The organism is Microbacterium oleivorans (genome assembly GCF_023715745.1).
Classification (GTDB): domain Bacteria; phylum Actinomycetota; class Actinomycetes; order Actinomycetales; family Microbacteriaceae; genus Microbacterium; species Microbacterium oleivorans_D.
The window spans coordinates 150,955-168,844 of sequence record NZ_JAMBOV010000005.1 but is presented as its reverse complement, the minus strand read 5'-3'; the positions used below and the strand labels follow the sequence as shown (position 1 = coordinate 168,844).

Below are 17,890 nucleotides of genomic sequence, written 5' to 3'. Positions count from 1 at the left end.
GTGTGAAGACGCATCCCGGACCACCGGTCCCGAGCAATCGGGATGGAGAAGACTCTGGCGTCGTCCGTTCACGCCATCGAGGAGACTCCTGTGGAAATCACCCCTCTCGTCTGGGGCATCACGATCGCCGTCACGATCGCCTTCTTCGTCTACGAATTCTTCGCACACGTCCGCAAGCCGCATGAGCCGTCGGTCGGCGAGTCCGCTCGCTGGTCCGCCTTCTACATCGGTCTCGCGCTGATCTTCGGTGTCGTCATCGGCATCATCCCCGGGTGGGGCTGGGTCTACTCCGGCGAGTACTTCGCGGGTTACCTGACGGAGAAGGCGCTGTCCATCGACAACCTCTTCGTGTTCCTGATCGTCATGACGGGCTTCGCGGTGCCGAAGAAGTACCAGCAGAAGGTGCTGATGATCGGCATCGTCATCGCGCTGATCATGCGCGGTGCGTTCATCGCCGTGGGTGCCGCCCTCATCGAGAACTTCTCCTGGATCTTCTACATCTTCGGTCTGCTGCTTCTCTTCCTCGCCTACCGTCAGGCGTTCGCGCACGGTGAGTCCGACCCGGCCAACGGCAAGTTCATGCAGTTCGTGCGCCGCATCCTCCCCGTCAGCGACGAGTACAACAGCGACAAGCTCACGGTGAAGAAGAACGGCAAGCGGTTCGTCACCCCGATGCTGCTCGTCATCATCGCGATCGGTTTCGTCGACCTCATCTTCGCCGTCGACTCGATCCCCGCGATCTACGGCCTCACGAACGAGGCGTACATCGTGTTCACCGCGAACGCGTTCGCGCTCATGGGCCTGCGTCAGCTGTACTTCCTCATCGGCGGTCTGCTCGAGCGTCTCGTCTACCTCGCGCAGGGCCTGGCCGTCATCCTCGCCTTCATCGGTGTCAAGCTCGTGCTGCACGCGATGCACGTCAACGAGCTGCCGTTCATCAACGGGGGCGAGCCGATGCTGTGGGCTCCCGAGATCCCGATCTGGTTCTCGCTCCTGTTCATCGCGGCCACTATCGTCGTGGCCACGGTGGCGAGCCTCGCCAAGACGCGTCGCGACCGAGACCGCGAGCTCGCCGCCGGCGCACCGACCACGACCCCCTCCCCCGCAGAGACGAAGGAGCACCGCTGACCGATGGACAGCGATCATAGGATCCCGCCCACCGATGAGACCGGACCCGTCGGAGTGATCCGATGAACGATCTGGCACTGAACATCGCCCTCGTCGTGGTGTTCGTCCTGGTGGGCGGGGTGTTCGCGGCGACCGAGATGGCGCTGGTGACCCTGCGGGAGAGCCAGATCAACGCGATCGCCGCGCGCGGAAAGCGCGGCGAGAAGGTCGCGGGCCTCGCCCGGAACCCCAATACGTTCCTCTCCGCGGTGCAGATCGGCGTCACGGTGGCGGGGTTCGCATCCGCCGCCTACGGTGCGACCTCCATCGCACCGTCGGTGGCGCCGCTCATCGAATCCTGGGGCGCCGATCCGGGCTTGGCCCTGACGATCGCGACGCTGATTCTCACGTTGCTGATCGCCTACCTGTCGCTCGTGCTCGGGGAACTCGTGCCGAAGCGGCTCGCCATCCAGCGGAACGCCCAGTTCGCCTACGTCGTCGCGCCTGTCCTCGACGGGTTCGCGAAGGTCATGCGACCGGTCATCTGGTTGCTGTCGGTGTCGACGAACGCCCTTGTGCGTCTGCTCGGCGGCGACCCGCACAAGACCGGCGAGGAGCTCACCGACGAGGAGGTCCGCGACATCGTCGCGAGCCACGAGGGTCTCCCCGAGGACGAGCGACGCATCCTCGAGGACGTCCTCTCGCTGCGCGAGCGTCAGCTGAGCGAGGTCATGCGGCCGCGCCCCGACGTCACCTCCCTCGACGACAGCGCGACGATCGGCGAGGCCATCTCTGCGGTGCACGAACTGCCGTTCTCGCGGTATCCCGTCGCCGACACGTCCATCGACGACATCGTCGGCTTCGTGCATGTCCGCGACCTGTTCGAGGCGGCCTCGGATGCGGCGGCCCCCTTGTCGAGCATCGTCCGGCCGATCCCGTACTTCCCGTCGACGGCGCGTGTCCTGCCGACACTGACGAAGATGCGGGCGGAGGGACATCAGATCGCGGTCGTCGTCGACGAATACGGCGGCACGGACGGCATCGTGACCCTCGAGGACCTCGTCGAGGAGGTCGTCGGTGAGATCTTCGACGAGTACGACGCCGCGGTCGCTCCCGTGAGCGATCGCGAGATCATCGACGGGCGCCTCAATCTGCAGGACTTCTCCGAGGCGACGGGGATCACGCTCCCCCGCGGCGCCTCCGACACCGTCGCCGGATTCGTGACCGAGCAGCTCGGCCGCCTCGCGGTCGTGGGCGACACGATCGAGGTCGACGGCGCGACGATCCAGGTGACCGCCATGGATCGCCGCCGCATCGCCGAGGTCCGCGTCACGCCTCGCGAGGCCGAGACGCCGGTCGCCTGAGCCGGAGCCGCCCGGCTCGCTCGACCCTCGCGAAAGGTCGAGCGAGCGGGTAGCGTCATCCCCTAGACGAGCTGAGCGCGGTGGGGACCTGCGCTGCTCGCGACTTCTTGGGGGAAGACATGACGAGCACGTCGACCGTCCGGCGCGCAACCGATCCGGCGCTCGCTCGCACCATCCCGTCGCTCGACGGGATCCGCGCGTTGGCGGTGCTCTGCGTGATCTGGGGTCATGGCGCGGTCACACTTCCGCAGACGGACCTGGTGACGTTCCTCCGGGCGAATCTGCCCGGAGGGTATTTCGGCGTGCAGGCGTTCTTCGTCCTGTCCGGGTTCCTGATCACGACACTGCTCCTGCGCGAGAGAGGCAAGACCGGGCGCATCTCGCTGGCCGGGTTCTACCGCCGACGTGCCTACCGCATTCTGCCCGCCCTGTTCGTCTTCCTCGGGGTCGTCGTCGTCCTCGTGGCGACGGGGGTGATCGACGGCGTCGGGCCGCGCGACATCATCAGTCCGGCCCTTTTCCTGCGGGACTACTGGCCGCTCGACGGTGCATGGTGGACGGGGCACACCTGGTCGCTGAGCGTCGAGGAGCAGTTCTACGTCCTCTGGCCGCTCGCCGTCATCCTCATGCCCCGTCGTGTCGCCGTGAAGGTCCTGGTCGTCGGCGTCCTGATCTCGCCGTTCGTGCGCATCGGGACCTACCTCCTCCCGTTCGTGCCGGAAGGCGGGGTGACGTACATGTTCCACACCCGGGCGGACGCGCTGATGATCGGATGCCTCCTGGCCTACGGCGCGGGAGAACGCTGGTTCGAGCGCCTCACCGATTGGGTGTTCGCCCGCCACCTGCAGTGGGCGGTCGTCGTGTGGCTCCCGCTGTCGTGGGCCCTGACGTCGCGGCTCGAAGGCGTGTGGATGTACACGGTCGGGTACGTCGGCGACGCTCTCGCCGTGGCGCTCGTCATCGTGTGGATGATGCGAGCACCGGCATCGCCCTTCGGACGGTTCCTCAACTGGCGCCCCGTCGTGCACGTCGGTCTGATCTCGTACAGCCTGTACCTGTATCAGCAGCTGTTCATGACGAACCACAACACGACGTGGTTCGGCGGGCTCACTCTCGGGGGCCTCGTCGCGCTGCTCCTGGCCGCGGAGGCGTCGTATTGGCTCGTCGAGCGCCCGTTCCTGCGCCTGCGCCTGCGGCGCGAGCACGCGAAGGCGAAAGCACAGGCCGTCGACGCTTCGTGAGCGGATGCTCGAGGACGCGAACCTGCGACCTCCGTCTCGACAGGACGACACGACGCACAGTCGGAGTGCCGGCTACAGGACTTGAACCTGCAACCCCCGTATTACAAGTACGGTGCGCTACCAATTGCGCCAAGCCGGCAGAAGGCCCAGTCTATCCGGGCCGCGGCCGTCACTCCGCAGGCTCGGTCGGCGTCGGCGTCGACGTCTCTGCGGGTGTGGTCGGCGTGGGAGTCGGGGTCTGCTCGGTGTAGAACGCGTCGCTGGCGCTCGTCAGCACGAACTGCGAGAACTCCGCGGCATCCGACAACGCACCCATGTAGGGCTGGCCGTTGACGAGGATCATCGGCGTCCCGGTGAGCTCCAGACCGTCCGTGTCGGGGATGCCGGCGATGGCCCGCTCCGTGGCATCCTTCGCCCACTCGGTGAAGTCGCCGTCCTCGATGCAGGATCGCAGCTTCTCGGGATCGCTCGCGCCCACGGCCTGCGCGAGATCGGCGAGCTCGACGTCGGAGAACCCGTCGGTGTCCATCGCGGGCTGCCGCGTGAGGAGCTCGGTGTTGTACGCGAAGAACACGCTCTCGTCGTGCGTCGCGACGCAGGCCGCCGCAGCGGCGGCGCGGAGCGAGTACTTCGTGCCGTTCGACTTCGCCGTGAGCATCGACACGGGGTGGTAGCTGAGCGTCGCCGCGCCCTGATCCACCCACGTGGTGAGCTGGTCGACGTTGGCGAGCTGCCACTCGCGCGCCCCCGGCGAGAGGTAGTCGACGTAGACGCGGATGTCGACGGGGGCAGCCGTGGCGGATGCCGTGGGTGCCGGCGTCGCCGCCTTGTCCGAACCCGGGGTCGCCTCGACGGCGCTCTCGTCGATGACACCCTGGTCCGCCGAGACCCCGGTGACGTCGCTGACGGCGAAGCCGTCGGAGGTCGCCGTGCTCGGTGTCAGGTCACGGCCGCCCATCGTCGAGGTGACCGACCACACGACCACCATCGCCACGGCCGCGACGGCAGCGGTGGCCAGCACGCCCAGCGAGACACGTCGCGCGATGCGTGCGCGCGACTGACGGACATGGACGCGCTGCGCCTTCTCGCGTACGGCCTCGCGGCGGTCGGTCGCGGATGACGGAGTGTCGCCGGAATCGGTGGACATGGAACCTCGGGAAGATCTGTGGTGGCCGAACGGCCCGGCGCTCGGGGGTGGCGCACGGTCCGATGTTAGCCAGACGCGCTGGAAAAAGGCTGACGAGACCGCATCCCCCCGCACGCCGCACCCGTGCCATACTGAACACGCACCCGATGGCGGGTGTGCGGGGTCGTCCCCGCTCGCTTCACTACGGATCGTCCGGCACGTACCTGCCGGTGAAGGAGAAGAAACAATGGCGTCCGTCACGTTCGACAACGCAACCCGTCTGTACCCCGGTGGAACCCGCCCCGCGGTCGACAAGCTCAACCTCGAGGTCGCCGACGGCGAGTTCCTCGTCCTGGTCGGCCCGTCCGGCTGTGGTAAGTCCACCTCGCTCCGCATGCTCGCGGGTCTCGAAGAGGTCAACTCCGGCTCGATCCGCATCGGCGATCGCGACGTCACCGACGTCCCGCCGAAGGACCGCGACATCGCGATGGTCTTCCAGAACTACGCGCTGTACCCGCACATGACCGTCGCCGAGAACATGGGCTTCGCGCTCAAGATCGCCGGTGTCGGCAAGGAGGAGCGCGCCGCTCGCGTCCTCGAAGCCGCCAAGCTCCTCGACCTCGAGCAGTACCTGACCCGCAAGCCCAAGGCCCTCTCGGGTGGTCAGCGTCAGCGTGTCGCCATGGGTCGCGCCATCGTCCGTCAGCCCCAGGTCTTCCTCATGGACGAGCCGCTGTCGAACCTCGACGCGAAGCTCCGCGTCCAGACCCGTACGCAGATCGCGTCGCTGCAGCGTCGCCTCGGCGTCACCACCGTCTACGTCACCCACGACCAGACCGAGGCCCTCACGATGGGTGACCGCATCGCGGTCCTGAAGGACGGCATCCTGCAGCAGGTCGGCACCCCGCGCGACCTGTACGAGAAGCCGAACAACGTGTTCGTCGCCGGCTTCATCGGCTCGCCCGCCATGAACCTGTTCCCCGCGGACCTCGCCGAGGGCGGCATCCAGTTCGGCACCGAGGTCGTCCCGCTCGACCGCGACACCGTCGGCCGCGCCAACGGCAGCCAGGTCACCGTGGGTGTGCGTCCCGAGGACATCGAGGTCGGCCCCGCCGACGGCCGCGGCCTCGCGGTCCAGGTGGACCTCGTCGAGGAGCTCGGCGCGGACGGCTACCTCTACGGCCACACCGAGATCAACGGCAAGCGCACCGACGTCGTCGCCCGCGTCGACGGCCGCAACCACCCGAACGCGGGCGAGACGGTCACCCTGGCCGCCAAGCCGGGTCACGTCCACGCGTTCGACCTCGAGTCGGGCGACCGCCTCAACGACAAGCCGGTCGTCTCGGCCTGATCGTCATCATCAGCAGGACCGCGGCGCGGGAAGGTCTCCGGACCTCCCGCGCCGCGGCGCGTCAGCCGGAGGTCACCGCGTGGTCCATTCCCTGAGCATCACCGCCAGCAGCGTCGACGCAGGGCTCCTCGCCCTGCCGTGGTCGACACCGCTCGGCGAGTGGCCGAGCGACGCGATCGTCTCCCTCCCCAAGGGCCTGTCGCGACACCTCGTGCGCTTCGCGAGCCTGTCGGGCAGGGTCATCGCCGTCAAGGAGACGACGGCGGAGATGGCCCGCCGCGAATACGAGATGCTCGGCTCCCTCGGCCGGCTCGATGTTCCCTGCGTCAGCCGGGTCGCGGTGATCGACGGGCGACGGACACCGAAGGGCGAGCCCCTTCCCGCAGCCCTCGTGACGGCGCATCTGCGCTTCTCGCTCCCCTACCGGGCCCTGTTCACCCAGGTGCTGCGGCCCGACACCGCGACCCGTCTGGTCGACGCGCTGGCGGCGCTGCTCGTGCGGCTCCACAACGTCGGCTTCTTCTGGGGCGACGTGTCCCTGTCGAACACCCTCTTCCGACGGGATGCCGGGGCGTTCGCCGCCTACCTGGTCGATGCCGAGACGGGCGAACTCCACGAGGGCGGCCTGACCCGCGGTCAGCGCGAGCACGACCTCGACGTCGCCCGGACGAACATCGCCGGCGAGATCATGGACCTCGAAGCTGGCGGTCGCCTCGAGGGCGGCGTGGACGCGGTCGCGATCGCCGACGGGATCATGTCGTCGTACCGCTCCCTGTGGAGCGCGCTCACCGAGACGGAGACGTTCGCAGCGAACGAGACCTGGCGCATCACCGAACGCGTGCAGCGCCTGAACAGCCTCGGCTTCGACATCGGCGAGATGTCGATGGACGAGACCGCGGACGGCACGAAGGTGCTCATCCAGCCCAAGGTCGTGGATGCCGGCCACCACCAGCGCCGCCTCCTGCGGCTGACGGGGCTCGACGTGGAGGAGAACCAGGCTCGCCGCCTGCTCAACGACATGGACGAGTTCGCCGCCCGCGTCTCGCGGTTGGGCAGCGATGAGGAGATGGTCGCGCACGAGTGGCTCACACGCGTGTTCGAGCCGGTCGTCAAGGCGATCCCGTGGGAGCTGCGCGCCAAGCTCGAGCCCGCCGAGGTGTTCCATCAGGTGCTCGAGCACCGGTGGTACATGTCGCAGGCGCGCGGGAAGTCCATCCCGATCGCCGAGGTGCTCTCGTCGTACATCGACGACGTCCTCCGTCACCGCCGCGACGAGGCGACCGTCATGGGGCCGCCGACGGAGACGATGGCGGTGCCGGTCGTGACGGCCGACCTCCCGCTGCCCGACGAGGACGAGGACGATCAGGTCGACTGGCGCGACCTCGTCTGAACGGGCTCAGTAGCCGACGGTGAACCGTTCGTTGCGGTGCTTCGGCGACTCGATCTCGTCCAGCACGGCGATCGCGAAGTCGGCACCCGAGATGAAGGATTCGCCGTTCTCGTCGGTGACGATGACCTCGCCGCCGTCGCGGTACGACCCGGTCCGCTCCCCCGGCGCCCACGCGCCGAACCCGCCCGCGGGGTGGATGTAGAACCATTCCCGCCCGGTGGTGTCGGCCTGGAGGTCCTCGAGGATCCCGATGGCCTCCATGGCTTCGGGCTTGATCTCCTCGGGGAAGCCGCTGTCGATGACGCGAGGACCGCCGGGCGCGACCAGGCTGCCGCCGGCGCCGCCGATGATACCGACGCGTACGGACAACGGCAGATCGCGGATGACCTCGGTGACGGCATCCCGCATCTTGCCGACCATGTCGCCACGCGGAGACGTCGCGAACACGACGACCTCGACACCCTCGAGCTCCGCGACGAGAGCGGGCGCGTCGAGGAGGGTGCCCTCTACGTAGGTGGCACCGTCGACCCGCTCGGTCGGCACCTTGCGGGCGACGGAGACGACGGTGTGGCCGCGGCCGACGGCCTCGGCGAGGATGTGGCTGCCGGCGTAGCCGGTGCCACCGATCACGGCGATACGGGTCATGGGGTGTCCTTTCGCTGTCGGTGACGCCAGTCTGGCGCGCGATCCTATGGTCGGGCTATCACTCCGATGCCGCGCGCAAGGTCGCGACCTGATAGAGGGCGACGGATGCCGCGATGCCGGCGTTCAGGGACTCGGTCGCCGCGTTGATCGGGATCGACACGATCTGGTCGCAGGTCTCGGTGACCAGACGCGAGAGCCCCTTGCCCTCCGAACCGACCACGATGACCACCGGGCGGTCGGCCAGCTGCAGGGCCGGCAGCGACACGTCGCCGCCGCCGTCGAGCCCGAGGATGAAGACGCCCTGCTTCTTGAATTCCTTGAGCGTCGTCGTGAGGTTCGGGGCGATCGAGACGGGGATGCGGGCGGCCGCACCCGCGCTCGTCTTCCACGCGGCGGAGTTGACGCCCGCGGAGCGGCGCTGCGGCAGGATGATCGCCTGACCGCCGAACGCGGCGGTGGACCGGATGATCGCGCCGAGGTTGCGGGGGTCGGTCACGCCGTCGAGCGCGACGAAGAGCGGAAGCTGACCGCGGTCGATGACCTGCTCGAGCAGGTCCTGCGGGTGCGCGTACTCGTAGGGCGGCACCTTGAGTGCGACACCCTGGTGCACACCGTCGAAGCCGGCCATGCGGTCGAGCTCCTGACGCGTCACCTCGAGGACGGGGATGTCGCGGTTCGTCGCGATGGAGAGCATCTCCTTCACGCGGTCATCCATCTCGACGCGCTGCGCGATGTAGAACGCCGTCGCCGGGATCTTCGCGCGAAGCGCCTCGAGGACGCTGTTGCGCCCGGTGACCGTCTCGGTGTCGTCACCGGACTTCGCCTTGGGCGCGCGACCTCCGGTGGTCTGTCGGATCTGGGGCTTGCCGCCGCCGGCGACGAAGCGCTCCTTGGCGGCCTTTCGCTTGCCGGCGGGGTGCCAGGCGCGATCCTCGGCCTTGGGTGTCGGGCCGCGACCTTCGAGCGAGCGCTTGTTCTTGCCGCCGGATCCCTTCGTGGGACCCTTCTTGCCGCGTCCGGCGGACGGATTGCCTGGCTTAGCCATTGTTCAAACTCCAATGGGTCCCCTCGGGACCGTCTTCGAGGACGACGCCGGCCGCCGCGATGGCATCGCGGATACGGTCGGCTGCCGCCCAGTCCTTCGTCGCGCGGGCCTCCGCGCGCTGGTCGATCATGGTGCTGACGAGGGCATCGAGCGCGGCCGAGGCGGCCTCGTCGCCCTCGACCTTCCACTGCGTCGAGGTCGGGTCGATTCCGAGCAGGCTCGTCATCTGCCGCACCTGCCACGCGGCGATCGCCGCCGACTCGTCGTCGTCCGCATCGATCGCGACGTTGCCGCGGCGCACGGTCTCGTGGATGACGGCGAGCGCCTGCGGGACGGAGAGGTCGTCGTCCATGGCCTCCGCGAAGGCAGCCGGGATGACGAACGCCTCCTCGATGTCGGAGTCCGCCTCGGACGCGCCGTGAGGAGGCTTCGCGGCCCACGTGAACGGGCTGGGGCGTCGTTCCGCGCGCTCGAGGAACGAGCGGATGCGGCCGAGTGCGGCATCTGCTTCGGCGAACGTCGACGACGACAGGTCGAGGTTCGAGCGGTAGTGGGCGGCGAGCAGTGCATACCGGACCACGAGCGGGTCGTACTCGGCGAGGACGTCCACGGCGAGGAGGAAGTTGCCGAGCGACTTCGACATCTTCTGGTCGCCGACCGTCACGAGCCCGTTGTGCACCCAGTAGCGGGCGAACGCGTCGCCGGCCGCCGTGGACTGCGCGAGCTCGTTCTCGTGGTGGGGGAAGCGCAGGTCGAGTCCGCCGCCGTGAATGTCGAACTCGGGGCCGAGGTATCGCCGGCTCATCGCGGAGCACTCGATGTGCCACCCGGGGCGGCCGGATCCCCACGGTGACGCCCACGAGGCGTCCGCCGGTTCACCCTCCTTCGCGCCCTTCCAGAGCGCGAAGTCGCGGGGGTCCCGCTTGCCGCGCGGATCGGCGTCGGCGGCGGACTCCATCGCGTCGACGGACTGGCGGGTGAGCGACCCGTACTGCGGCCAGGAACGCACGTCGAAGTACACGTCACCCGCCGCGGCGTACGCGTGGCCGGCCTCGATCAATCGCTCGATGAGCTCCTGCATCTGCGGGATGGATGCCGTCGCCCGCGGCTCGTACGTCGGGGGCAGGATGCCGACCGCGGCATACGCGCGCGAGAACTCGAGCTCCATCCGGTAGGCCAGTGCCCACCACGGCTCGGCGTCGGTCGCGTTCGCGAGCACCTTGTCGTCGATGTCGGTGACGTTGCGGACGAAGGTGACCCGCCCGAACCGGTGGATGAGCCACCGGCGGAGGACGTCGAAACTCAGCGCGGCGCGGACGTGGCCGATGTGCGGACCCGACTGGACCGTCGGTCCGCAGACGTACATCGTGACGTTCTCGGGATCGGCGGGCGCGAAGTCGCGCAGCGCCTGAGCCTGGGAGTCGTAGAGCCGAACCGTCACCGGTCCATGCTACCGGCGGGTGGCGACGGCACCCGCGTCGAGACGGTAGAAAGGACGGGTGCTGCATCTGCTCGCCGTCCTCGCCGCCGCGCTGTTGTTCGGGACGACGGGAACCGCGAACGCCCTCGGCCCGGACGACGCCTCCACCCTCTCGGTCGGCGTGGCGCGGATGGTGATCGGCGGCATCGGACTCGCCGCGCTCGCGTTCACCCTCGCCGCCCGCCATCGTCGTCGCGCACCCGCCCGCCCGCGCCTCGCGCTCACATGGGGGACGCTCGGCCTCATGGCCGTGACGGGTGCCGCGATCAGCCTTTACCAGCCGCTCTTCTTCCTCGGCACGGAGACCAACGGCGTCGCCGTGAGCACCGTGATCGCCCTGGGGTCCGCCCCCGTCCTCGCCGGAATCCTTGAGTGGCTGATCTCGCGGCGGGTTCCGTCGTGGCTGTGGATGGCGGCGACCGCCCTCGCCGCCGCGGGCGTCGTGCTCCTGGGCGTCGGCGGAGGCTCGGGCAGCGGTGGCGTCGACGGCCTCGGTCTCGCGGCCGCCGTGGGGGCCGGCGCCTGCTTCGCCGTCATCGCGAACGTGCAGCGCCGGCTCCTGGACCAGGGCTGGGACGCCTTCACCGTCGTCGGGTCCATGGGGGTCGGCTCCGCCATCCTGTGCGCCGCCGCGATCCCGTTCGTCGACCTGAGCTGGGTGACGACGCCCTCCGGGCTCGCGATGGCACTCTGGCTCGGTCTCGCGACGATCTCGGTCGCCTATGTCCTGTTCACCTGGGGGCTGCAGGGCTTGACGGCGGCGACCGCGGCGACCCTGACGCTCGGCGAGCCGCTCACCGCTACGGTGCTCGGGGTGACGGTGCTCGGCGAGGCCCTCTCACCCCTCGCGGTGGCGGGGCTCGTCGTCCTCGCCGCCGGTCTTGTGACGCTCGCCTGGGGATCCCGGCGGCCCCGCGATCCCGCTCCCTTCGCCGTGGAGGCCTGACATGCCCGCTCCCCTCGACATCCGCGTGGACGACCTGACGAGCGAGGCCAGCATCGGTCTCGTGCGACAGCACCTCGCCGGCATGCATGCGCAGACCCCCGCCGAGAGTGTGCACGCGCTCGACGTGGCCGGGCTGCGGCATCCGTCGGTCACCGTCTGGTCGGCCTGGCGCGACGGCGAGATCGCCGGGATCGGCGCCCTCGCTCGGCTCGGCGACGAGGACGGGGAGCTCAAGTCGATGCGGGTCGTCGACGCGCATCTCGGGACCGGTGTCGGGCGGGCGATCCTGCGCCACATCCTCGAGGCGGCACGCGCCGCAGGCCTCACCCGCGTGTGGCTGGAAACCGGCTCGGATGCCCCGTTCCTCGCGGCACGCACGCTCTACGCGAGCGAGGGCTTCGACGAGTGCGCACCCTTCGGGAGCTACCGGCCCGACCCGGCGTCGACCTTCATGACGCGCGCGCTCTGACCGGTCCGGTCAGGCCGGAACCACGACGGCCACCGCGAACGCGGCGACGCCGTCACCGGTCCCCGTGAAGCCCAGGCCGTCCGTCGTCGTCGCCGAGACCGAGACCGGCGCTCCCAGCGCCTCGGACAGCACGCGCTCCGCCTCCGTGCGGCGAGCCGCGAACCGCGGACGCTTCGCCTGCACCTGCACGCTGACGTTGCCGATACGCCATCCCGCCTCGCCGACGAGGGCGCGCGTCCGCGCGAGGAACGCCGGGGCATGGGCGCCGGCGTACTCGGGCTGATCCGTGCCGAAGTGGGTGCCGATGTCACCCAGACCCGCGGCCGCGAGGACCGCGTCGACGATTGCGTGCGCGACGGCATCCCCGTCCGAGTGACCGTGCAGCCCCTGCTCCCCCGGCCACTCGAGTCCGGCCAGCCAGAGCGTGCCGTCGCCGCCGAAGGCGTGGACGTCGGTCCCGACACCCACGCGCGGGATTGCGACCGAGGGGGCGCGCGTGGCTGACGGGAGAGGTGCCACGAGCCCGCGGGCGCGATCGAGATCGGCGGCCGTCGTGATCTTGAATGCCCGCTCGTCGCCGGCCACCGTTCGCACGGTGGTGCCCGCCTCCTGCAGCAGGGCGGCGTCGTCGGTGTGGTCGGCCGCGGCATCCTGGTACGCGGCGTCGAGCACGGCCCGGCGGAAGCCCTGCGGCGTCTGCGCCGCAGCGAGGACCGATCGATCCACGGGAGCGACGACCGTGTCGGCATCGACGTGCTTGAGGGTGTCGATGACGGGGAGGACGGGGATGACGGCATCGGACCCCGCGGCGACGGCGTCGATCACTCGGGCGAACACCTCGGGCGGGGTCAGGGCACGAGCAGCGTCGTGCACGAGGACGACCTCGACGTCGGGCCAGACGGCGGCGAGGCCGGCGGCGACCGACGCCTGCCGAGTCGCTCCGCCGGCGACGACCGAGACCAGGTCGACGCGGTCGCCGGCGGCTTCGTGCGCCTCGGTCGTCGCATCGCCGACCCGGTCTTCGGGGGCGACGACGACGACCTGCGCCTGCGGTGCCGCGAACACGCCGTGCAGCGCGTGGCGGAGGATCGTGTGCGCATCGATCCCCACGAAGGCCTTGGGCGCCTCCGCCCCCAACCGCGTCCCCGACCCGGCGGCGACGACGACGACGGCAACGCGCGGAACGGGGATGAGGCTCATGCCTCCGAGCGTACCCAGGCGCGCGCCGGCGAGCGGCGTCGGAGGAGGAAGACCGCGGCCGCGAGCAGGACGGCGCCGCCGACGGCGATCGGAAGGTCGAGGAACCACTCCATGACCGCGAACGGCGGCGCGAAGGCGCAGACCCATGCGACGACGACGACGATCCGCGGAGGCGTCGGCCCGAGTGCGCCCAGGGCTTCCCAGCGCGCGATCGCGAGTGACAGGGCGAGCAGGACGCCCAGCACCACGACGAAGAGGATCGGCCGCGACCACCACCACGCCTCGGACGCGGGCGTCGGCGCAGCGCCCGGGATGAGCAGGCTCAGGCCGGTGAGCGCCAGCATCACCGGCAGATGCCAGAGGTAGATCGTCATCAGCCTCGAGCCGAGCACGAAGACGATGCCCTGCATCGCGCGGAGCGCCATCAGGCGCGCGAGCACAGGCTTGAGTAGACGCAGCAGGCACGCCTGCGCGATGCCGAGGACCACGAGCGGCACCGTCGGCGGATTGAGGTTGCCGAGCATGCTCGTCGAGTATGGTCCGACGGCCGCGAGCGGCCACAGCAGCAGATAGCAGGCGGTCGCGACCGCGAGAAGGGTGAGCGGATGCCGCCGGTCGAACCATCCGTCTGCGTACCAGAACCCGAACTGCTGCACGAGCGGCCAGACGAACAGCAGATTCAGGAGACCGATCTCCTCGATGCCGGTGCCGAAGCGCGCGACGTCGACCAGCGTCGCGCCGAGGGCCAGGACGGCGAGCGTCGCCGTCGGACGGCGCGCGTGACAGGCGGCGAGGAACGGAACAGCGGCCTGGCACAGGAGATAGGCCGCGAGGAACCACAGCGGCGAGCCCGCGCCCACCGCGGCATCCGCCACGAGCTGCTCGGGCAGACCCGCCGCTGTCGCGACACCGAGGACGACGGCGAAGAACACGAAGAGGGGCAGCGCGGGCTGCGCGAGGCGGAGCGTGCGCGTGCGGATGAATCCCGCGGCATCCCCGCCCTTCGCCGTCCACGACCGCCAGCCCGTCGCCGCAGCGAACCCGCCCACGACGAAGAACAGCGGCATGATCTGACCGACCCACGTCGCGGCGTCGAACCACGGCTGCTCCTCGGCGGGTCGCGAAGCGACGAGACCGCCATCGGGTCCGGGCCCGATGCCCACCTGTACGAGGTGGACGACGATGACGAACAGGACGCAGACGACCCGGGCGAGGTCGAGCGTCAGATCGCGACGCGAGAGGTCGACGGCGACGGGAGCGGCGCGAGTGGTCACGGGCTCATCATGGCGCGCGCATCCACACGCCGCACGCCTCACATCCCGCGGACAACGAAGAACGGCCGGCTGAGCAGCCGGCCGTTCTGTCGATGTCTCAGGAGGCGAGGACCTCGTCGAGGACGGTGGACGCCTTGTCCTCGTCGGCCTTCAGGGCCAGGGCGATCTCGGAGATGAGGATCTGCCGCGCCTTCGCGAGCATCCGCTTCTCACCGGCCGACAGGCCGCGGTCCTGGTCGCGGCGCCAGAGGTCGCGCACGACCTCACTCACCTTGATGACGTCACCCGACGCGAGCTTCTCGAGGTTCGCCTTGTAGCGGCGCGACCAGTTGGTCGGCTCCTCGGTGAAGGGAGCGCGCAGTACATCGAAGACCTTCTCGAGCCCGTCTTTGCCGATCACGTCGCGGACGCCCACGAGATCGACGTTGTCCGCGGGAACCTCGATGATGAGATCGCCTTGCGTGACGTTGAGCTTCAGGTATTTCTTCGTCTCTCCCTTGATGACGCGATCCTTGACCTCGATGATGGTCGCAGCGCCATGGTGCGGATAGACGACGGTTTCGCCAACCTCAAAAAGCATGCAGTTGTGTCCTTTCGGCAACCTCCAGAATACCACAGGCGACATACGCTAGAGTTCGCCGCCCTCCCCCGCCCGGTCGCGACGTCGCGACCCCATAGGATGAGAGTGCCGCCGTTCGTGTCATCTGGAGGATCCGTGAAATCGCGTCTCATCGCGTCCCTCGCCCTGGGCGCCGCCGTCGTTCTGGGAACCACGGGCTGCAACATGCTCGCGCCGCAGGCGACGACGATCCAGTACTCGGCCTCGGACGGCGTCAACGTCCCCGACTCCGGCCCGCTGCTGGTCCGCAACGCGATGATCATCGCGAACGAGGACGGAAGCCTCGGCAACCTCATCGCGGGCATCGTGAACACCACGGACGAGGACCTGGTCCTGAACGTCTCGATCGCCGACCAGCCGCAGCGTGTCAACGTGCCCGCGAACAGCACCGTCAGCCTCGGGGTGACGACCGCACCGCTCACCTTCGACGACACCGGCAAGCCGGGCTCCGACGTCGACGCGTCCTTCCAGTCGGGCGAGGGCGAGGGCGTCCGCGTCGCCGTCCCGATCCTGGACGGCACGCTCCCCTACTACACGGAGTTCGTCCCGACGCCTGCGGCGACGCCGGCCGGCTGACCTCCCCGACGACGACGAAGGCCCCCACCCTGCGGTGGGGGCCTTCGTCGTTCGCGACCGGGACTCAGGCCTCGAATCGGTAGCCGAGTCCGCGCACCGTCAGCAGCATGACCGGGTCGCTGGGGTTCGTCTCGATGCGCGAACGGATGCGCTTGATGTGCACATCGAGCGTCTTGGTGTCGCCGAAGTAGTCGCTCCCCCACACGCGATCGATGAGCTGGCCGCGGGTGAGCACGCGGCCCGCGTTGCGCATGAGGAGTTCGAGGAGCTCGAACTCCTTGAGGGGCATCGAGATCTCCTTGCCGTCGACGGACACGGTGTGACGATCGATGTCCAGCGTGACGCGACCCCCCTGGATGATCCGGTCGTCGACGTCCAGCTCGTCGGTGTCCGCCCGGCGCAGCACCGCACGCATCCGCGCGAGCAGCTCACGGGAGGAGTACGGCTTCGTGATGTAGTCGTCGGCGCCCAACTCGAGCCCCACCACGATGTCGACCTCGCTGTCCTTCGCTGTCAGCATGATGATCGGCACCTTGGAGGTCTGCCGGATGACCCGGCACACCTCGGTCCCCGGCATCCCGGGCAGCATCAGGTCGAGCAGGACGATGTCGGCCCCCCGCGACGTGAAGGCGTCGAGGGCGACACCGCCGTCCTCGGCGATCTCGACCTCGAACCCCTCCCGACGCAGCAGGTAGGCGAGGGGGTCGGCGAGGTCGGGTTCGTCTTCGACGATCAGGACTCGGGTCATGAGGCTTTCCTTCGGCTGGGCGCGTTCGCGCCGGTCTTCTTCTTCTTGGGCTTACGACGCGTCGAGGTGTCGACGGTGACGAGCGGGAGGCGGATCGTGAACGTCGACCCGCGACCGGGCCGGGACCAGAGGTCGACCGAGCCGCCGTGACGCTGCACGGCGTGCTTGACGATCGCGAGACCGAGTCCTGTGCCGCCGGTACGCCGCGAGCGCGCCTGGTCCGCGCGGTAGAAGCGCTCGAATATCCGCTGCTGATCGTCTTCGGGGATGCCGATGCCGTGATCGGCGACCGCGATCTCGACCGCGCCGTCCGCCTCGCGCACCCCGACACCCACCTGCGCGCCCGCCGGCGAGTACGCGATCGCATTGGCGAGGAGGTTGCCCACCGCCTCGACGAGGATCTGCCGATCGCCGCGGACGAACAGTCCGCGGTCGCCCCCGCGGGCGACGGTGATGTCGGCCGACTCAGCGGTGACCGCCAGCGAATCGATCGCCGAACGGACCACCTCGTCGACGGAGACATCGCGCATCTCGGCGATCTCGTCGGCGGACTGCAGCCGCGAGAGGTTCATGATGCGCGAGGTCAGCTGGCCGAGCCGCGTGGCCTCGGCGCTCAGCCGCCGCACGAAGTGGCGGACCTGTTCGGGATCGTCGGCAGCCGACTCGATCGCCTCGGCGAGGAGCGTGACCGCGCCGACCGGCGTCTTGAGCTCGTGCGAGGTGTTCGAGACGAAGTCGCGGCGCATCTGCTCGACGCGCTCGCGCTCGGTGATGTCGCGGATGACGACGAGGGTCAGGCGCGGGGTGATGACGCTGGCGCGGGCCGCGACCACACGCGGCTCGACACCGCGGTTCAGGGTCATGTTCTCCGTCGCCGGAAGCCCCGTCTGCCGCGCGCCGCGCACGAGCGCGCGGAGGCGTTCGGCGTCGAGGCTCTCTCCCACTCTCAGCGAGAAGACCTCCGCCGTGGCCGAGGCCGCGAGCACGAGCATCGACGGATCGACGACGACGGCGGCGTCGTCCATGGCCTGCAGGACCGATGCCGTGCCCTCGGGCAGCTCGGTCGACGTGACCAGCCGCGTGCGCTCACGCGCGCGCGCCGCGTAGAACACGAGAGCGGCTGCACCGCCGCCCACGAGCAGGCCCACGACGAGCGCCAGCAGCTCAAGCTGCGTCGAATCCATGTCCCCAGCGTAGGGTGGGCGCACCCCCGCAATCGGACGGAAATCGGGCCGTGCGCCGGTCACCGCCGAGTGTTCACCGTGTCGGCACCGACCGTTAACCTGAGCGCGGGAGGATCGCCGAGGTC

The 17,890-nt window shown here is 69.5% G+C and carries 17 protein-coding genes and 1 tRNA gene; 8 read left to right on the top strand and 10 right to left on the bottom strand.

From position 1 onward, the window contains the following. Positions 1 to 90: 90 nt before the first annotated feature. The 3 genes from M3190_RS13190 (at position 91) to M3190_RS13180 (ending at position 3,712) form a co-directional block, all read left to right on the top strand. Positions 91 to 1,128: a TerC family protein gene (locus M3190_RS13190; protein ID WP_251582454.1), complete on the top strand. Its 1,038-nt coding sequence runs from the start codon at positions 91 to 93 to the stop codon at positions 1,126 to 1,128. A 62-nt stretch (positions 1,129 to 1,190) separates the two neighbouring features. Beyond that, the gene (locus M3190_RS13185) at positions 1,191 to 2,471 is read left to right on the top strand and encodes a hemolysin family protein (protein WP_251582452.1); all 1,281 of its coding nucleotides are present in this window, start codon (positions 1,191 to 1,193) and stop codon (positions 2,469 to 2,471) included. 119 nt (positions 2,472 to 2,590) lie between these two features. Next, the gene (locus M3190_RS13180) at positions 2,591 to 3,712 is read left to right on the top strand and encodes an acyltransferase family protein (RefSeq protein WP_251582450.1); all 1,122 of its coding nucleotides are present in this window, start codon (positions 2,591 to 2,593) and stop codon (positions 3,710 to 3,712) included. A gap of 66 nt (positions 3,713 to 3,778) precedes the next feature. Here the strand turns inward: M3190_RS13180 and M3190_RS13175 are convergent. Beyond that, positions 3,779 to 3,851: transfer RNA gene (locus tag M3190_RS13175), tRNA-Thr, on the bottom strand. A gap of 30 nt (positions 3,852 to 3,881) precedes the next feature. Next, the gene (locus M3190_RS13170) at positions 3,882 to 4,859 is read right to left on the bottom strand and encodes a DsbA family protein (protein WP_251582442.1); all 978 of its coding nucleotides are present in this window, start codon (positions 4,857 to 4,859) and stop codon (positions 3,882 to 3,884) included. A 226-nt stretch (positions 4,860 to 5,085) separates the two neighbouring features. Here M3190_RS13170 and M3190_RS13165 point away from each other — a divergent pair, with 226 nt between their 5' ends. Both M3190_RS13165 and M3190_RS13160 read left to right on the top strand, forming a co-directional pair. Continuing rightward, on the top strand, positions 5,086 to 6,189 hold the full coding sequence (locus M3190_RS13165; RefSeq protein WP_251582440.1) for an ABC transporter ATP-binding protein: 1,104 nt from the start codon (positions 5,086 to 5,088) through the stop codon (positions 6,187 to 6,189). A gap of 79 nt (positions 6,190 to 6,268) precedes the next feature. Then, positions 6,269 to 7,579 carry a DUF4032 domain-containing protein gene (locus tag M3190_RS13160; RefSeq protein ID WP_251582438.1) on the top strand — a complete coding sequence of 437 codons (1,311 nt, stop codon included), beginning with the start codon at positions 6,269 to 6,271 and terminating at the stop codon, positions 7,577 to 7,579. 6 nt (positions 7,580 to 7,585) lie between these two features. Here the strand turns inward: M3190_RS13160 and M3190_RS13155 are convergent, their stop codons facing one another. Genes M3190_RS13155 through cysS form a run of 3 tightly spaced genes read right to left on the bottom strand, consistent with a single transcriptional unit; the run spans position 7,586 to position 10,710 of the window. Further along, a complete protein-coding gene (locus M3190_RS13155) occupies positions 7,586 to 8,224 on the bottom strand; it encodes an NAD(P)-dependent oxidoreductase (protein ID WP_251582436.1) in 639 nt (212 codons plus the stop codon). Positions 8,225 to 8,282: 58 nt separating this feature from the next. Continuing rightward, on the bottom strand, positions 8,283 to 9,269 hold the full coding sequence (rlmB, locus tag M3190_RS13150; protein ID WP_251582435.1) for a 23S rRNA (guanosine(2251)-2'-O)-methyltransferase RlmB: 987 nt from the start codon (positions 9,267 to 9,269) through the stop codon (positions 8,283 to 8,285). After that, positions 9,262 to 10,710 carry a cysteine--tRNA ligase gene (gene cysS / locus M3190_RS13145; protein ID WP_251582433.1) on the bottom strand — a complete coding sequence of 483 codons (1,449 nt, stop codon included), beginning with the start codon at positions 10,708 to 10,710 and terminating at the stop codon, positions 9,262 to 9,264. The genes rlmB and cysS overlap by 8 nt, the downstream gene beginning before the upstream one ends. A gap of 58 nt (positions 10,711 to 10,768) precedes the next feature. On the opposite strand from cysS, the gene M3190_RS13140 reads away from it, so the two are divergent. Further along, complete coding sequence (locus M3190_RS13140) at positions 10,769 to 11,695, top strand: EamA family transporter (protein WP_251582431.1); 927 nt, start codon at positions 10,769 to 10,771, stop codon at positions 11,693 to 11,695. A gap of 1 nt (position 11,696) precedes the next feature. Next, the gene (locus tag M3190_RS13135; protein WP_251582429.1) at positions 11,697 to 12,164 is read left to right on the top strand and encodes a GNAT family N-acetyltransferase; all 468 of its coding nucleotides are present in this window, start codon (positions 11,697 to 11,699) and stop codon (positions 12,162 to 12,164) included. Positions 12,165 to 12,173: 9 nt separating this feature from the next. Here the strand turns inward: M3190_RS13135 and ispD are convergent, their stop codons facing one another. From ispD to M3190_RS13120, 3 genes are all read right to left on the bottom strand, one after another. Continuing rightward, entirely contained in the window at positions 12,174 to 13,364 is a 1,191-nt protein-coding gene (gene ispD, locus M3190_RS13130; RefSeq protein WP_251582427.1) for a 2-C-methyl-D-erythritol 4-phosphate cytidylyltransferase, read from the bottom strand. Then, positions 13,361 to 14,638, bottom strand: coding sequence for an acyltransferase family protein (locus tag M3190_RS13125; protein WP_251582425.1), 1,278 nt, complete (start codon positions 14,636 to 14,638; stop codon positions 13,361 to 13,363). The genes ispD and M3190_RS13125 overlap by 4 nt, the downstream gene beginning before the upstream one ends. A gap of 97 nt (positions 14,639 to 14,735) precedes the next feature. Further along, the gene (locus tag M3190_RS13120; RefSeq protein WP_251582423.1) at positions 14,736 to 15,218 is read right to left on the bottom strand and encodes a CarD family transcriptional regulator; all 483 of its coding nucleotides are present in this window, start codon (positions 15,216 to 15,218) and stop codon (positions 14,736 to 14,738) included. A gap of 135 nt (positions 15,219 to 15,353) precedes the next feature. On the opposite strand from M3190_RS13120, the gene M3190_RS13115 reads away from it, so the two are divergent. Beyond that, positions 15,354 to 15,833, top strand: a complete 480-nt coding sequence (locus M3190_RS13115; protein ID WP_251582421.1) for a DNA modification methylase — start codon at positions 15,354 to 15,356, stop codon at positions 15,831 to 15,833. 64 nt (positions 15,834 to 15,897) lie between these two features. On the opposite strand, the gene M3190_RS13110 is transcribed toward M3190_RS13115, so the two are convergent. Both M3190_RS13110 and M3190_RS13105 read right to left on the bottom strand, forming a co-directional pair. Continuing rightward, the gene (locus M3190_RS13110) at positions 15,898 to 16,581 is read right to left on the bottom strand and encodes a response regulator transcription factor (RefSeq protein ID WP_251582419.1); all 684 of its coding nucleotides are present in this window, start codon (positions 16,579 to 16,581) and stop codon (positions 15,898 to 15,900) included. Next, positions 16,578 to 17,765, bottom strand: a complete 1,188-nt coding sequence (locus tag M3190_RS13105; protein WP_251582417.1) for a sensor histidine kinase — start codon at positions 17,763 to 17,765, stop codon at positions 16,578 to 16,580. The genes M3190_RS13110 and M3190_RS13105 overlap by 4 nt, the downstream gene beginning before the upstream one ends. Between the last annotated feature and the right edge of the window lie 125 nt (positions 17,766 to 17,890).

Coding starts and splice junctions, on each gene's coding strand:
- M3190_RS13180 (WP_251582450.1), top strand. CDS start 2,591: ATGACGAGCACGTCGACCGTCCGGCGCGCAACCGATCCGGCGCTCGCT.
- M3190_RS13135 (WP_251582429.1), top strand. CDS start 11,697: ATGCCCGCTCCCCTCGACATCCGCGTGGACGACCTGACGAGCGAGGCC.
- M3190_RS13120 (WP_251582423.1), bottom strand. CDS start 15,218: ATGCTTTTTGAGGTTGGCGAAACCGTCGTCTATCCGCACCATGGCGCT.
- M3190_RS13165 (WP_251582440.1), top strand. CDS start 5,086: ATGGCGTCCGTCACGTTCGACAACGCAACCCGTCTGTACCCCGGTGGA.
- M3190_RS13155 (WP_251582436.1), bottom strand. CDS start 8,224: ATGACCCGTATCGCCGTGATCGGTGGCACCGGCTACGCCGGCAGCCAC.
- rlmB (WP_251582435.1), bottom strand. CDS start 9,269: ATGGCTAAGCCAGGCAATCCGTCCGCCGGACGCGGCAAGAAGGGTCCC.
- M3190_RS13110 (WP_251582419.1), bottom strand. CDS start 16,581: ATGACCCGAGTCCTGATCGTCGAAGACGAACCCGACCTCGCCGACCCC.
- M3190_RS13170 (WP_251582442.1), bottom strand. CDS start 4,859: ATGTCCACCGATTCCGGCGACACTCCGTCATCCGCGACCGACCGCCGC.
- ispD (WP_251582427.1), bottom strand. CDS start 13,364: ATGAGCCTCATCCCCGTTCCGCGCGTTGCCGTCGTCGTCGTCGCCGCC.
- M3190_RS13105 (WP_251582417.1), bottom strand. CDS start 17,765: ATGGATTCGACGCAGCTTGAGCTGCTGGCGCTCGTCGTGGGCCTGCTC.
- M3190_RS13185 (WP_251582452.1), top strand. CDS start 1,191: ATGAACGATCTGGCACTGAACATCGCCCTCGTCGTGGTGTTCGTCCTG.